The sequence below is a fragment of the Pantoea allii genome (assembly GCF_046529425.1).
Taxonomy (GTDB): domain Bacteria; phylum Pseudomonadota; class Gammaproteobacteria; order Enterobacterales; family Enterobacteriaceae; genus Pantoea; species Pantoea allii.
On sequence record NZ_CP125958.1, the window covers coordinates 3,359,542 to 3,373,600 of the forward strand.

The 14,059-nt window shown below is 54.3% G+C and carries 14 protein-coding genes; 13 read left to right on the plus strand and 1 reads right to left on the minus strand.

The genetic code is table 11. The annotated features are described in order from the left end of the window. Positions 1-35 precede the first annotated feature (35 nt). From leuS to lipA, 13 genes are all read left to right on the plus strand, one after another. On the plus strand, positions 36-2,618 hold the full coding sequence (gene leuS / locus QNH99_RS15935) for a leucine--tRNA ligase (RefSeq protein ID WP_410516910.1): 2,583 nt from the start codon (positions 36-38) through the stop codon (positions 2,616-2,618). 14 nt (positions 2,619-2,632) lie between these two features. Then, positions 2,633-3,232 (plus strand): LPS assembly lipoprotein LptE, encoded by a 600-nt coding sequence (gene lptE / locus QNH99_RS15940; RefSeq protein WP_109717161.1) that lies wholly within the window; start codon positions 2,633-2,635, stop codon positions 3,230-3,232. Beyond that, complete coding sequence (gene holA / locus QNH99_RS15945) at positions 3,229-4,260, plus strand: DNA polymerase III subunit delta (protein WP_063878748.1); 1,032 nt, start codon at positions 3,229-3,231, stop codon at positions 4,258-4,260. The genes lptE and holA overlap by 4 nt, the downstream gene beginning before the upstream one ends. Further along, positions 4,253-4,894, plus strand: a complete 642-nt coding sequence (gene nadD, locus QNH99_RS15950; protein WP_063878747.1) for a nicotinate-nucleotide adenylyltransferase — start codon at positions 4,253-4,255, stop codon at positions 4,892-4,894. Before holA ends, nadD begins: the two co-directional genes overlap by 8 nt. Before the next feature lie 90 nt (positions 4,895-4,984). After that, positions 4,985-5,302: a ribosome silencing factor gene (gene rsfS / locus QNH99_RS15955; protein ID WP_063878746.1), complete on the plus strand. Its 318-nt coding sequence runs from the start codon at positions 4,985-4,987 to the stop codon at positions 5,300-5,302. 3 nt (positions 5,303-5,305) lie between these two features. Further along, on the plus strand, positions 5,306-5,776 hold the full coding sequence (gene rlmH, locus QNH99_RS15960) for a 23S rRNA (pseudouridine(1915)-N(3))-methyltransferase RlmH (RefSeq protein WP_006118409.1): 471 nt from the start codon (positions 5,306-5,308) through the stop codon (positions 5,774-5,776). A 34-nt stretch (positions 5,777-5,810) separates the two neighbouring features. Beyond that, complete coding sequence (gene mrdA / locus QNH99_RS15965) at positions 5,811-7,715, plus strand: peptidoglycan DD-transpeptidase MrdA (RefSeq protein WP_063878745.1); 1,905 nt, start codon at positions 5,811-5,813, stop codon at positions 7,713-7,715. Positions 7,716-7,723: 8 nt separating this feature from the next. Then, entirely contained in the window at positions 7,724-8,836 is a 1,113-nt protein-coding gene (gene mrdB / locus QNH99_RS15970; protein WP_063881129.1) for a peptidoglycan glycosyltransferase MrdB, read from the plus strand. 10 nt (positions 8,837-8,846) lie between these two features. Continuing rightward, positions 8,847-10,034 carry an endolytic peptidoglycan transglycosylase RlpA gene (gene rlpA / locus QNH99_RS15975; RefSeq protein WP_410516911.1) on the plus strand — a complete coding sequence of 396 codons (1,188 nt, stop codon included), beginning with the start codon at positions 8,847-8,849 and terminating at the stop codon, positions 10,032-10,034. Positions 10,035-10,165: 131 nt separating this feature from the next. Further along, entirely contained in the window at positions 10,166-11,377 is a 1,212-nt protein-coding gene (dacA, locus tag QNH99_RS15980) for a D-alanyl-D-alanine carboxypeptidase DacA (protein WP_063878743.1), read from the plus strand. Positions 11,378-11,477: 100 nt separating this feature from the next. Then, complete coding sequence (ybeD, locus tag QNH99_RS15985; RefSeq protein ID WP_006118404.1) at positions 11,478-11,741, plus strand: DUF493 family protein YbeD; 264 nt, start codon at positions 11,478-11,480, stop codon at positions 11,739-11,741. A gap of 191 nt (positions 11,742-11,932) precedes the next feature. After that, a complete protein-coding gene (gene lipB, locus QNH99_RS15990; protein ID WP_410516912.1) occupies positions 11,933-12,586 on the plus strand; it encodes a lipoyl(octanoyl) transferase LipB in 654 nt (217 codons plus the stop codon). 174 nt (positions 12,587-12,760) lie between these two features. Further along, positions 12,761-13,726 (plus strand): lipoyl synthase, encoded by a 966-nt coding sequence (gene lipA / locus QNH99_RS15995; RefSeq protein WP_063878741.1) that lies wholly within the window; start codon positions 12,761-12,763, stop codon positions 13,724-13,726. A gap of 111 nt (positions 13,727-13,837) precedes the next feature. Here the strand turns inward: lipA and tatE are convergent, their stop codons facing one another. Further along, entirely contained in the window at positions 13,838-14,041 is a 204-nt protein-coding gene (gene tatE / locus QNH99_RS16000; protein ID WP_063878740.1) for a twin-arginine translocase subunit TatE, read from the minus strand. Between the last annotated feature and the right edge of the window lie 18 nt (positions 14,042-14,059).

The following is a 14,059-nucleotide window of genomic DNA, read 5'->3' on the forward strand; positions in this document are numbered from 1 at the left end:
AGCAAAGTGTCATTTATTAAGGACCACAGGCAGCCATGCAAGAGCAATACCGCCCGGAAGAGATTGAATCCCGCGTTCAGCAGCAGTGGGATGAAGACGAAACGTTTAAAGTGACTGAGCAGGAAGGCAAAGAGAAATATTATTGTCTGTCCATGTTGCCCTATCCTTCTGGCCGCCTTCATATGGGCCACGTTCGTAACTACACCATCGGCGACGTCATCGCGCGTTATCAGCGCATGCTCGGCAAAAACGTGCTGCAGCCTATCGGCTGGGATGCATTCGGTCTGCCTGCGGAAGGCGCGGCGGTAAAAAATAATACCGCACCGGCGCCCTGGACTTATGACAATATCGCCTACATGAAAAACCAGCTTAAACTGCTGGGTTTTGGCTATGACTGGAGCCGCGAGCTCGCCACCTGCCAGCCAGAGTATTATCGCTGGGAGCAGTGGTTCTTTACCAAACTCTATGAGAAAGGCCTGGTATACAAAAAAACCTCGGCGGTGAACTGGTGCCCCAATGACCAGACCGTTCTGGCTAACGAACAGGTTATCGATGGCTGCTGCTGGCGCTGTGACACCAAAGTTGAGCGCAAAGAGATTCCGCAGTGGTTTATCAAAATTACGGATTACGCTGAAGAGCTGCTGAACGATCTGGATACGCTGGAAGAGTGGCCTGAGCAGGTCAAAACCATGCAGCGTAACTGGATTGGCCGTTCTGAAGGGGTGGAAATCACCTTTGACGTAGCGGACAGCAACGAAAACGTTACGGTCTATACCACGCGTCCGGACACCTTCTATGGCGCAACCTACGTTGCCGTCGCGGCGGGCCATCCGCTGGCACTGCAGGCTTCCGCAAGCAATCCTGCCCTGGCTGATTTTATTGCCGAATGCCGCAACACCAAAGTGGCTGAAGCTGACATGGCCACCATGGAAAAGAAAGGGATGGCTACCGGGCTGTTTGCTGTGCATCCATTAACGGGTGAGCCTGTTCCTGTCTGGGTCGCTAACTTTGTGCTGATGGAGTACGGCACCGGTGCCGTCATGGCGGTGCCGGCCCATGACCAGCGTGACTGGGAGTTTGCCACTAAATACGATCTGCCGATCAAACCGGTTATCCTTAACCTGGACGGCAGCGAGCCAGATGTCAGCGCTGCCGCGATGACCGATAAAGGCGTGCTGTTTAACTCAGCCGAGTGCAGCGGTCTGGATCACAGCGCCGGGTTCAACGCCATTGCTGATGCGCTGGCCGCGAAAGGCGTTGGCGTGCGCAAAGTCAATTACCGCTTACGCGACTGGGGTGTTTCCCGTCAGCGTTACTGGGGCGCGCCGATTCCTATGGTCACGCTGGAAGACGGCACCGTGATGCCAACGCCAGAAGATCAGCTTCCGGTCATCCTGCCTGAAGATGTGGTGATGGACGGCATTACCAGTCCGATTAAAGCCGATCCAGAGTGGGCAAAAACCACCGTAAACGGTCAGCCTGCACTGCGTGAAACCGATACCTTTGACACCTTTATGGAGTCTTCATGGTATTACGCGCGCTACACCTGCGCCGATTATAAAGACGGCATGCTGGACCCGGCGGCGGCGAACTACTGGCTGCCGGTGGATCAGTATGTGGGCGGTATCGAACACGCCATCATGCACCTGATGTATTTCCGTTTCTTCCACAAACTGCTGCGCGATGCCGGCCTGGTGAATTCGAATGAGCCCGCCAAACGTCTGCTGTGTCAGGGGATGGTGTTAGCGGATGCGTTCTATTACGTGGGTGTTAACGGTGAACGTAACTGGGTTTCTCCTGTTGATGTGACTGTCGATCGTGATGAGAAAGGCCGCATCGTGAAAGCAGTAGACACGCAGGGCCGTGACGTGATCTACGCGGGCATGAGCAAAATGTCGAAGTCGAAAAACAACGGCATTGACCCACAGCTGATGGTTGAGCGCTATGGCGCAGATACCGTACGTCTGTTCATGATGTTTGCTTCCCCGGCTGATATGACGCTGGAGTGGCAGGAATCCGGTGTTGAAGGCGCTAACCGCTTCCTGAAACGCGTCTGGAAACTGGCCTACGACCATTCGCAGAAAGGGGCTACCGTTGCCCTGGACGTTGCCAGTCTGAACGATGATCAGAAAGCCTTGCGTCGCGATCTGCACAAAACCATTGCCAAAGTTTCCGACGATATTGGCCGTCGTCAGACCTTCAACACCGCGATTGCGGCCGTGATGGAGCTGATGAATAAGCTGGCGCGTGCGCCGCAGGACAGCGAACAGGATCGTGCCCTGATGCAGGAAGCGTTACTGGCGGTGACGCGTTTACTGTATCCGTTCACACCACATGCCTGCTACGTACTGTGGCAAACGCTGGGTGGTGAAGGCACCATCGACAATGCGGAATGGCCTGTGGCCGATGACGCCGCGATGGTTGAAGATTCTCTGCTGGTCGTCGTTCAGGTTAACGGTAAAGTCCGTGGTAAAATTACCGTACCCGCCGAGGCAACCCAGGAACAGGTTCAGGCGCGTGCGGCTGAGGAACCATTAGTAGCGAAATACCTTGATGGTGTTAGCATTCGTAAAGTCATTTATGTACCGGGCAAACTGCTTAACCTGGTTGTGGGTTAAGTTCAGGAGGAACTGTGCGACATCCGATTATCAGGTTGTTTGTCATGCTGGCGGTGGTCATCACCGCTGGCTGTGGTTTTCATCCGCGCGGCACCACTCAGGTGCCAACCGAACTGAGAACGCTGGTTTTAGACAGTGGTGACCCTTACGGCCCTCTGGCGCGTACCGTACGTCAGCAGTTGCGTCTCAACAACGTGAATATTGTTGAAACTACGCAGAAAAACAGCATGACCGTGCCAACGCTACGTCTTGGCGGAGAAGGACAAAGCCGTAGTACCGCCTCCGTATTTATCAGCGGTACAACAGCTGAGTATCAATTGACGATGACGGTCTCTGCTCAGGTGCTGATCCCGAATAAAGGGATCTACCCTATCAGTGCAACCGTTTACCGCTCGTTCTTTGATAACCCGAACGCGGCACTGGCGAAAGACGCTGAGCAGGACATGATTATTCAGGAGATGCGCCAGCGCGCAGGCGAACAGTTGGTGCGTAAGCTGCTTACTGTTCATGCTGCGCAGATGGAATCTCAGCAAATGTCGTCCAAATCGACGGTTTCCAAACCGGTTCAACCTGCTGCGGAGGTTTCTTCTTCCGCCACGCAAATGCCGCAATGATCAGGATTTACCCGGAACAACTCAGCGCGCAGCTCCGTGAGGGGCTGCGCGCCTGTTATTTATTAACCGGTAATGAACCCTTGCTGTTGCAGGAAAGTGCAGATGCGATTCGTGCCAGCGCCGTGGCGCAGGGTTTTGAAGAGCATCTGAGTTTTACGCTCGATGCGCAAACGGACTGGGACAGCCTGTTTGTTAGCTGTCAGTCAATGAGCCTGTTTGCTCAACGCCAGACGCTGACGTTACAGTTTCCTGAAAATGGACCGAATGCGGCTATCGCGGAGCAACTCATCAAGCTGGCCCCGCTGCTCCACGCCGATATTCTACTGATTTGCCGAATGGCAAAACTCAGCAAAGCGCAGGAAAACAGCGCCTGGTTTAAAACGCTTTCGGCCCATGCCGTGCTGGTCCCCTGCCAGACGCCAGAACAGGCTCAGCTCCCTCGCTGGGTCGCCAGCCGTGCAAAAGCCCTTAAGCTCGACATCGATGATGCTGCCGTCCAGCTACTCTGCTACTGCTATGAAGGTAACCTGCTGGCGTTGTCCCAGGCGCTTGAACGACTGTCACTGCAGTGGCCCGATGGCAAACTAACGCTGCCACGCGTTGAAGCTGCCGTCAGCGATGCCGCTCACTTTACCCCTTATCACTGGGTTGATGCGCTGCTTGGCGGCAAAAGCCGACGCGCACTGCATATTCTGCAGCAGCTTGAAAGAGAAGAGAGCGAAGTCGCGATATTACTGCGCACCCTGCAGCGCGATTTGCTGACCCTGTTGCATCTGCAGCGCCATCAGTCACAACAGCCGCTGCGTACACTCATGGATCAGCAGCGTATCTGGCAGAATCGCCGCAACCTGTTTACCGAGGCACTGCAACGCCTGGATGCAGCGCGATTACAGCAGGCTATTCACTTGTTGATGCAAATCGAGATCACGCTGAAACAGGATTATGGTCAATCGGTCTGGCCACAGTTACAGACGCTGTCAATGCTGATCGCGAATCGCGCGTTCCCTGCGAGCCTTGCCCATGTCTGACTTACATGCCCTGTTTGGCGGCACCTTCGATCCGGTTCATTTTGGTCATCTTCGCCCGGTAGAAAAACTGGCCGAACAGATTGGCCTGTCCCGGGTTACCCTGCTGCCCAATAATGTGCCACCGCACCGGCCACAGCCCGAAGCCAGCCCACAACAGCGGGTTGAAATGCTTGAGTGCGCCATAAAAACGTTGCCACTTTTTGACATTGATACGCGGGAATTACAACGTGATACGCCTTCATGGACGGTGGACACCTTAGAAGCGCTGCGGGCCGAACGGGGCGAACAACCGCTGGGCTTTATTATCGGTCAGGACTCCCTGCTGTCGCTGAACAAATGGCATCGCTGGCAGGACCTGCTCAGCCTGTGCCATCTTCTAGTGTGTAAGCGGCCAGGCTATCCGACGGAAATGGCGTCGCCAGACATGCAGCGCTGGCTGGATCGCCACGTCATTCAGGACAGCCAACAGCTCAGGCAACGCCCGGCTGGGGCGATCTGGCTGGCAGAAACCCCGCTGTATGCCATCTCTGCCACCGAGATCAGGCAGCGTCGCCATCAACATCTCGCCTGTGACGATTTACTGCCTGCCTCCGTGATTACCTACATAGACCGCGCCGGCTTATATCGCGACTGATATGGGCGTGATATACTGCGACGCTAAATTTTTCGGCTGTCTTCCGGGTTTCAGCCAGCCCGCTCTCATCCAGTTTTAAAGGGGAACCTTTTGCAAGGTAAAGCACTCCAAGAGTTCGTTGTTGATAAGATTGATGATTTGAAAGGTCAGGACATCGTTACCCTCGACGTACAGGGTAAATCGAGCATCACTGATTTCATGATCATCTGTACCGGTACCTCCACCCGTCACGTGACCTCTATCGCAGAACACGTCGAGCAGGAATCCCGTGCTGCCGGTCTGATGCCACTGGGCGTGGAAGGCAAAACGGCCGCCGACTGGGTCGTTGTGGATCTCGGTGAAGTGATTGTGCACGTGATGCAGGAAGAGAGCCGTCAGTTGTATGAACTGGAAAAGCTCTGGGGTTAAGCGGTGAAATTGCAGCTTGTTGCCGTCGGTACCAAAATGCCTGACTGGGTTCAGACCGGTTTTATGGAATACCTGCGTCGTTTTCCCAAAGACATGCCGTTTGAATTAACGGAAGTGCCTGCGGGTAAACGAGGGAAAAATGCCGACATCAAACGCATTCTGGAAAAGGAAGGCGAAGCGATGCTGGCAGCGACAGGTAAAGGCAACCGCATAGTGACGCTGGATATTCCCGGACAGCCCTGGGAAACCCCGCAGTTGGCGCAGCAGCTGGAGCGCTGGAAGCAGGATGGACGTGATGTCAGCCTGCTGATTGGCGGCCCTGAAGGATTAGCGCCAGCCTGTAAAGCGGCGGCGGAACAGAGTTGGTCTCTCTCGGCGTTAACGTTGCCTCATCCGCTGGTGCGCGTGCTGGTTGCAGAGAGCCTTTATCGTGCATGGAGCATTACGACAAATCATCCTTATCATCGTGAATAACCGATAAGCTCACTCCAGACATTACAAGTAGCGGATGAAATTACAAAGCAACGCCTTTCGCGATTACAGCGCCGAACAAAAAGTCTTTGTCCGCAGGGCTTTTATCGCTTTTGTCGGCATCTTACTGCTCTCCTCCGTGCTGGTGGTCAATCTCTATCATCTGCAGATTCTCCGTTTCGACGACTACAGCACCCGGTCAAATGAAAACCGTATAAAGCTGGTGCCGGTTGCGCCCAGCCGCGGCATTATTTATGACCGTACCGGTACGCCACTGGCCCTGAACCGCACGATTTATCAGGCCGAACTGGTGCCGGAAAAAGTCGACGATCTCAAGCAAACGCTGCAAAATTTGCGCCCGGTACTCGACCTCACCGATGACGATATTGAGGCGTTTGAAAAAGAGCGTAAGCGCTCACGTCGCTTTACCTCTATCCCGGTAAAAACCGGCCTTAATGAGGTGCAGGTTGCGCGCTTTGCCGTGAACCAGTACCGCTTCCCCGGCGTAGAAGTCAAAGGCTATCAGCGCCGCTATTATCCCTTTGGGCAAACCCTGACCCACGTTGTGGGCTATGTCTCGAAAATCAACGATCGGGATGTGGCGCGTCTGGATAAAGAAGGGAAATGGCCAAACTATGCGGCTACGCACGATATCGGTAAACTCGGTATCGAAGCCTATTACGAAGACCTGCTTCACGGTAAAACCGGTTATGAAGAGGTTGAGGTAAACAACCGTGGCCGGGTGATCCGTCAGTTGCACGAGCAATCCCCGCAGGCCGGGCGCGATATCTATCTGACGATTGATCTGAAACTGCAGCAGTACATTGAAACGCTGTTAGCCGGTAGCCGTGCCGCCGTGGTAGTGAGCGATCCCCGCACCGGGGAAATCCTGGCGATGGTGTCAACGCCCAGCTACGATCCGAACCTGTTCGTTGACGGCATCTCCAGCAAAGACTATCGCGGATTGCTGGAAGATGAGAACCGTCCGCTGTATAACCGCGCCATCCAGGCCGCCTATCCGCCTGCCTCAACGGTTAAACCTTATGTCGCCGTGTCCGCGCTCAGCGCTGGCGTCATCAATCGAAATACCAGCCTGTTCGATCCCGGCTGGTGGCAACTGCCCGGCTCCGAGAAGCGCTATCGTGACTGGAAAAAATGGGGCCACGGTCGTCTGAACGTCACCCGGTCGCTCGAAGAGTCTGCGGATACGTTCTTTTATCAGGTTGCCTATGACATGGGCATCGATCGTCTGTCCGAATGGATGACCAAATTCGGCTATGGATCGCGTACGGGGATTGATTTACCGCAGGAAAGTGCGGGCAATATGCCGACGCGCGACTGGAAGATGCGCCGCTTTAAAAAGCCCTGGTATCAGGGCGATACCATTCCTGTCGGTATCGGTCAGGGCTACTGGACGGCAACACCGCTGCAGATGAATAAAGCGATGATGATTCTCATCAATGACGGGGTTATCAAAGTGCCGCATATGCTGCGCGCTACCCGCGAGGGCCGCACCCTGGTGCCTTACCGTCAGCCCCCTTCCCAACCGATTGGTGACATCCATTCAGGCTATTGGGAAATTGCCAAAGACGGCATGTATGGCGTTGCCAATCGCCCTAACGGTACGGCCCACAAAAGCTTTGCCGATGCGCCTTACAAAATTGCCGCCAAATCAGGTACGGCTCAGGTCTTTGGCCTGAAAGAGAACGAAACCTATAACGCGCATAAAATCGCAGAACGCCTGCGTGACCATAAGCTGATGACCGCATTTGCGCCTTATGATAAACCGCGTGTTGCCGTGACGATGATTCTGGAAAACGGTGGGGCCGGACCGGCCGTGGGTACGGTAATGCGTCAGATACTGGATCACATAATGTTAGGTGACAATAATACTGTCCTGCCAGATGCGGCTCCTACACCGCCAGGCTATGAAGGTGAATAATCATGTCGATGAATGACAGCCCGCAGAAGCGGACAATCTGGATGCGCATGCACATTGATCCGCTCTTTATGCTGATTATCCTCGCGCTGCTGACCTTTAGCGCCATTGTTATCTGGAGTGCCAGCGGCCAGGACCCCGGCATGATGGAGCGTAAGCTGGGTCAGATCGCCATGGGATTGGTTATCATGCTGGTGCTGGCACAGGTTCCGCCCCGGGTGTATGAAGGCTGGGCCCCCTATTTGTATATTGTCTGCGTCATCCTGCTCGTTGCCGTGGATGCCTTTGGGCAAATCAGTAAAGGCGCACAGCGTTGGCTGGATTTGGGTTTTGTCCGCTTTCAGCCCTCTGAAATTGCCAAAATCGCGGTTCCCTTGATGGTGGCCCGCTTTATCAACCGCGACGTGTGCCCGCCGACGTTAAAAAACACCGCGATTGCGCTGGTGCTGATCTTTCTTCCTACCCTGTTAGTCGCGGCGCAGCCTGACCTTGGTACCTCTATTCTGGTGGCGGCATCGGGTTTGTTTGTGCTGTTCCTGTCCGGGATGAGCTGGAAACTGATTGGTATCGCCGTACTGCTGGTCGCAGCCTTTATTCCTATTCTGTGGTTCTTTCTGATGCATGATTATCAGCGAGACCGCGTGATGATGCTGCTCGATCCCGAGACCGATCCGCTTGGCGCGGGTTATCACATCATTCAGTCGAAAATTGCCATCGGCTCTGGCGGCTTGCGCGGTAAGGGCTGGTTGCATGGAACCCAGTCACAGCTTGAGTTCTTACCGGAACGCCATACCGACTTTATTTTTGCCGTGCTGGCAGAAGAGCTGGGACTGGTAGGCGTACTGGTGCTGCTGGTGCTGTATCTGCTGTTAATTATGCGCGGACTGATTGTGGCTGCCCGCGCACAGACGACCTTTGGCCGCGTGATGGCCGGGGGGTTAATGTTGATTTTATTCGTCTATGTTTTCGTTAACATTGGCATGGTTAGTGGTATCTTACCGGTGGTTGGCGTTCCGCTGCCGCTGGTCAGTTACGGCGGATCGGCGCTTATTGTACTTATGGCAGGATTTGGCATCGTCATGTCGATCCACACACACCGAAAAATGTTATCTAAAAGTGTTTAAGAGGTCGCAGATGCGTAAGGACTGGCTTGGCGTTGTATTGGCTTCATTGGTTTTAGCTGCATGTTCTACCCAGGAACCGCAACAACAAAGTGCGCCACCCCAGCCTGCCTATAACGGCCCGGTGGTTGAAATTCCTGGCGTTGAGCCTCGTTATGAGCCGGTCAATCCGTCGACCAATCAGGACTACAGCGTCAACGGTAAAAACTACCGCATCATTAAAAATCCGGCCAACTACAGCGAAGTGGGTCTGGCCACCTGGTACGGTGAAGAAGCGCAGGGTAATCGTACTGCGACGGGGGAAACCTTTGATCCCGATGCCCTGACCGCCGCCCACCCGACGCTTCCTCTGCCAAGCTATGTGCGCGTCACTAACCTGGCAAACGGGCGTCAGATTGTCGTGCGCGTTAACGATCGCGGCCCTTATACGCCGGGGCGCATTATCGATCTGTCTCGTGCCGCGGGTGACCGCCTGAACATCTCCAATAATTCCCGCGTGCGCGTTGATTACATCAGCGTCGCGCCAGACGGCACGCTCTCTGGTCCCGGCACCGTCGGCACCGTGGTCGCCAAACAGAGCTATGCCCTGCCTTCGCGTCCCGATTTGAACGGCCCGGTCATGAGCAGCCCACCCGTGATGAACGGTGGTGGTAGCCAGCCGATGATGAACGGTAGCAGCCAGCCAGTGATGAGCGGTGGCAGTCAGCAGCAGACAGCGCCGACGACTGAACCCGATGCGCAGGATGTCTCGCCGGTGAGCAATGCCACTCTGCAAAGTCATGATGCCATGGGCGCACCAGTGCAGAGCGGCGGTTTTCTGGGTGCTCCGCAGCCGTTAGCGAGCGGCGTGCTGGAAGGTAGCGAGCCTGCCGCCAGCGCACCTGCTGCAGCGGCTCCGGCAGCCGCTGCACCGATTGCGGCCAGTGCCGCGACCTCTCACCCGGCACCCGCGGCTCAGGGCGGATCATCGCTTTCAGGCTATGTGGTTCAGGTCAGTGCCATCAATGATGCTGCACGTGCCCGGCAGTTGCTCACCAGTCTGCGCCAGCGCTTCGGTGTCCCTGGTGCAGTGGAAAATGCAGGCAATGTCTACCGCGTACAACTTGGTGGTTATAAAACCCGTGCTGAAGCCGTTGCTTTACAGCAACGCCTGAGCAGTGAAGGCCAGAGCGCGGCCTTCGTGACCACAGCAGGCCGTTAACCGACAGAGATGCTCTGATTGGTAACGTCTGCTAACAACCCAGTCATTAAGTCGGATACCTGTAAATCAGGCATTTGTTATGATAAGTGACTTTTTTAAACCCTAAACCCATGGATGTTGTCGTCCCACACATGAACACGCTGAAACCTTCTCGTTTGTTAAAACGCCTGACAGTGGGATCACTGATCGCTTTCTCTCTCAGCCATGTTGCTATCGCTGATGATGTTAATCTCAAGACCATGATTCCGGGCGTACCGGACATTGATGCCGAAGCCTACGTTCTCATCGACTACAACTCGGGAAAAGTGCTGGCAGAGAAAAACGCGGATGCCCGTCGCGACCCAGCAAGCCTGACGAAGATGATGACCAGCTACGTTATCGGTCAGGCAGTGAAAGCCGGAAAGATCCATCAGGACGACATCGTTACTGTGGGTCAGGATGCGTGGGCAACCGGCAATCCGGTGTTCAAGGGTTCATCGTTAATGTTCCTGAAACCAGGCGACCGCGTACCGGTTTCTCAGCTCACCCGTGGCATCGTATTGCAGTCTGGTAACGATGCCTGCGTAGCGATGGCGGACTATGTCGCCGGCAGCCAGGATGCTTTTGTTGGCCTGATGAACAACTACGTCAAAGCGCTGGGTCTGCAAAACACCCATTTCCAGACGGTTCATGGTCTGGATGCGGAAGGACAATACAGCTCGGCACGTGACATGGCACTGATCGGCCAGGCGCTGATCCGTGATGTGCCGGAAGAGTACGCAGTTTATAAAGAGAAAGAGTTTACCTTTAACAATATCCGTCAGATGAACCGTAACGGTCTGCTGTGGGATACCAGTTTGACGGTCGATGGCATCAAAACCGGCCATACCGCGGCAGCAGGTTATAACCTGGTCGCCTCGGCGACAGAAGGCCAGATGCGTCTGATCTCAGCGGTGATGGGCGGTCATACCTATAAAGGCCGCGAAACCGAAAGTAAAAAGCTGCTGACCTGGGGCTTCCGCTTCTTTGAAACCGTCGCGCCGCTGAAAGCCGGAAAAGAGTTTGCTTCTGAACCGGTATGGTTTGGTAACAGCGATCGCGTACAGCTGGGCGTCGAGAAAGATGCTTATCTGACGATTCCGCGCGGCCGCATGAAAGATCTGAAAGCCAGCTATGTGCTGACCAATACTGAACTGCATGCACCGCTGAAGAAAAATCAGGTGGTAGGCAGTATCAATTTCCAGCTGGATGGCAAAACGATCGATCAGCGTCCTCTGGTGGTGCTGAACGAAGTTTCTGAAGGCGGTTTCTTCAGCCGTATCGTTGACTACATCAAACTGATGTTCCATCACTGGTTCGGTTAATGGCGCAGGGCGGTTGAAAAACCGCCACCTTGCCCCCATTACAGGTTAATATGATGCTCCCGCTTCGGCGGGAGCCTGTTTTTTATGTACCGGAGTGATTATGAAAACCAAACTGAATGAACTGCTCGAATTCCCGACCCCATTTACCTACAAAGTGATGGGGCTGGCACAGCCGGAGCTGGTTGATTTGGTGCTTGAGGTAGTGCAACGCCATGCACCCGGCGATTACAGCCCAGAAGTGAAACCCAGCAGTAAAGGTAACTATCACTCGGTCAACGTCACGATCAACGCCACCCATATCGAACAGGTTGAAACCCTGTATGAAGAACTGGGCAAAATCGAAATCGTGCGGATGGTGCTGTAACCTCCTCAAAAAAGGGTAAACGGGTCAGGCTGCGGATAACGCACTGACCCGTTTTTATTGGCTGGCGATATGCCAGCACCGATCCCACCCTCAATCTCTCTGCGCCGCGATAACCGCCTCATCGCGAAGGCGTTTAACTTCAGCGCCGCCAGCGTTATACTCAGCCTCTCGCCTTTTAACGGATACTCGTTTTGTCAGCTGACACGCTTCTTATTCGCCAGTTTGGTTTATGTGACTGGCAATCGACCTCAGACGCCATGCACCACTATACCGACCAGCGCACTGCCGAAAGCCGGGATGAAGTCTGGCTGGTTGAACATTACCCGGTATTTACTCAGGGCCAGGCAGGAAAAGCCGAGCACCTGCTGATGCCCGGCGATATTCCGGTGGTACAGAGCGACAGAGGCGGCCAGGTGACCTACCACGGCCCCGGACAACAGGTTATGTACGTACTGATTGATGTTAAACGCCGCAAAACCGGTGTGCGTCAGTTGGTTACCGCCTTAGAGGAAACCGTGATTGCCGTGCTGGCGCGCTTTGGCGTAGCTGCCCGAGCCCGTCCCGATGCGCCTGGCGTCTATGTGGGTGACGAGAAAATCTGCTCGCTGGGACTGCGTATTCGTAAGGGCTGTTCTTTTCACGGACTGGCGTTAAACGTGGCGATGGACTTGTCACCTTTTTTACGTATCAATCCTTGTGGCTATGCCGGAATGAACATGACGCAGTTGCAACACTTTCGGCCTGAGGTCACGCTCGCCGATGTCCGGCCGTTGCTGGCGGAGACGTTTGCCCAGCAGTTGGGTTATCAACAGGTCGAATGGCACACGGTTGAGACCACGGGCTGAGTTAACTGTGAATGCGTATTTACAAATATGTAACTTATCGGCTCTGTCTTTGGCTGCTTCCTGGTCGATGAGATGATATAATTTTTGCACTTTTTTCAAATAAAGTTGAAAGCCGCCTTCTCGGGTTGAGTGAGACAGCTTTCAAATCGCAATCCGACCGGAACCTGCTGATTTATGAGTAAACCAATTCAGATGGAACGCGGCGTCAAATATCGTGACGCAGACAAAATGGCGCTGATCCCGGTGAAAACCGTGGCCGTCGACCGGCAAGAGATTTTACGCAAGCCGGAGTGGATGAAAATCAAACTGCCTGCGGACTCCAGTCGTATTCAGGGCATAAAAGCGGCAATGCGTAAAAACGGACTCCACTCCGTTTGTGAAGAAGCCTCCTGCCCTAACCTTGCCGAATGTTTTAACCACGGTACGGCGACCTTTATGATCCTGGGCGCAATCTGTACCCGTCGCTGCCCGTTCTGCGATGTTGCACACGGTCGTCCTAACGCGCCTGATGCGAACGAGCCGGGTAAACTCGCCCAGACCATCGCCGATATGGCCCTGCGCTATGTCGTTATCACCTCGGTGGATCGTGACGATCTGCGTGATGGCGGCGCGCAGCATTTTGCCGACTGTATCACCGCTATCCGGGAAAAAAGCCCCAGCATTAAAATTGAAACCCTGGTGCCTGACTTCCGTGGTCGTATGGATCGTGCGCTTGAGATTCTGACTGCAACCCCGCCGGATGTGTTTAACCACAACCTTGAAAACGTGCCGCGCGTGTATCGCCAGGTGCGCCCGGGCGCAAACTATGAATGGTCGCTGAAACTGCTGGAGCGCTTTAAAGAAGCCCATCCAGAAGTGCCGACGAAATCCGGTTTGATGGTAGGTCTGGGTGAAACCAACGCTGAAATCGTTGAGGTGATGCGCGACCTGCGTCGTCACGGTGTGACGATGTTAACGCTGGGTCAGTATCTGCAGCCCAGCCGTCACCATCTGCCCGTTCAGCGCTATGTCAGTCCAGCGGAATTTGATGAGATGAAAGAAGAGGCGATGGCGATGGGCTTTACCCATGCGGCCTGTGGTCCTTTTGTCCGCTCGTCTTACCACGCCGATATGCAGGCAAAAGGCCTGGAAGTCAAATAGCGTTCGCTCAACCGCCGTCATCAAAAAACAAAAAACCAGATTGTCCGCAATCTGGTTTTTTTTACTGCGGTCAGAAATAAAAATTAACACTTTTCTAAAACTGACGTGGCATTAGTCTTTGTGAGAAACGCGTTCTGCAGGTGTTTCTTCCGCTGTGGTGCGTGCTGCACTGGAATCTTCGTCTTTCATGGCCTTTTTAAAGCCTTTGATTGCAGAACCCAGATCGCCACCCAGAGAACGTAACTTATTGGTGCCGAAAAGCAGTACGATAAGCGCACCGATAATCAGCAGCTTGGCAATACTGATACCTTCCATATTTAACCTTTATAATCT

What these genes read in the sequence shown, in the direction of transcription:
- leuS (WP_410516910.1), top strand. Translation starts at nt 36, where the DNA reads ATGCAAGAGCAATACCGCCCGGAAGAGATTGAATCCCGCGTTCAGCAG.
- lipA (WP_063878741.1), top strand. Translation starts at nt 12,761, where the DNA reads ATGAGTAAACCAATTCAGATGGAACGCGGCGTCAAATATCGTGACGCA.
- holA (WP_063878748.1), top strand. Translation starts at nt 3,229, where the DNA reads ATGATCAGGATTTACCCGGAACAACTCAGCGCGCAGCTCCGTGAGGGG.
- dacA (WP_063878743.1), top strand. Translation starts at nt 10,166, where the DNA reads ATGAACACGCTGAAACCTTCTCGTTTGTTAAAACGCCTGACAGTGGGA.
- ybeD (WP_006118404.1), top strand. Translation starts at nt 11,478, where the DNA reads ATGAAAACCAAACTGAATGAACTGCTCGAATTCCCGACCCCATTTACC.
- mrdA (WP_063878745.1), top strand. Translation starts at nt 5,811, where the DNA reads ATGAAATTACAAAGCAACGCCTTTCGCGATTACAGCGCCGAACAAAAA.
- nadD (WP_063878747.1), top strand. Translation starts at nt 4,253, where the DNA reads ATGTCTGACTTACATGCCCTGTTTGGCGGCACCTTCGATCCGGTTCAT.
- rlpA (WP_410516911.1), top strand. Translation starts at nt 8,847, where the DNA reads ATGCGTAAGGACTGGCTTGGCGTTGTATTGGCTTCATTGGTTTTAGCT.
- mrdB (WP_063881129.1), top strand. Translation starts at nt 7,724, where the DNA reads ATGAATGACAGCCCGCAGAAGCGGACAATCTGGATGCGCATGCACATT.
- tatE (WP_063878740.1), bottom strand. Translation starts at nt 14,041, where the DNA reads ATGGAAGGTATCAGTATTGCCAAGCTGCTGATTATCGGTGCGCTTATC.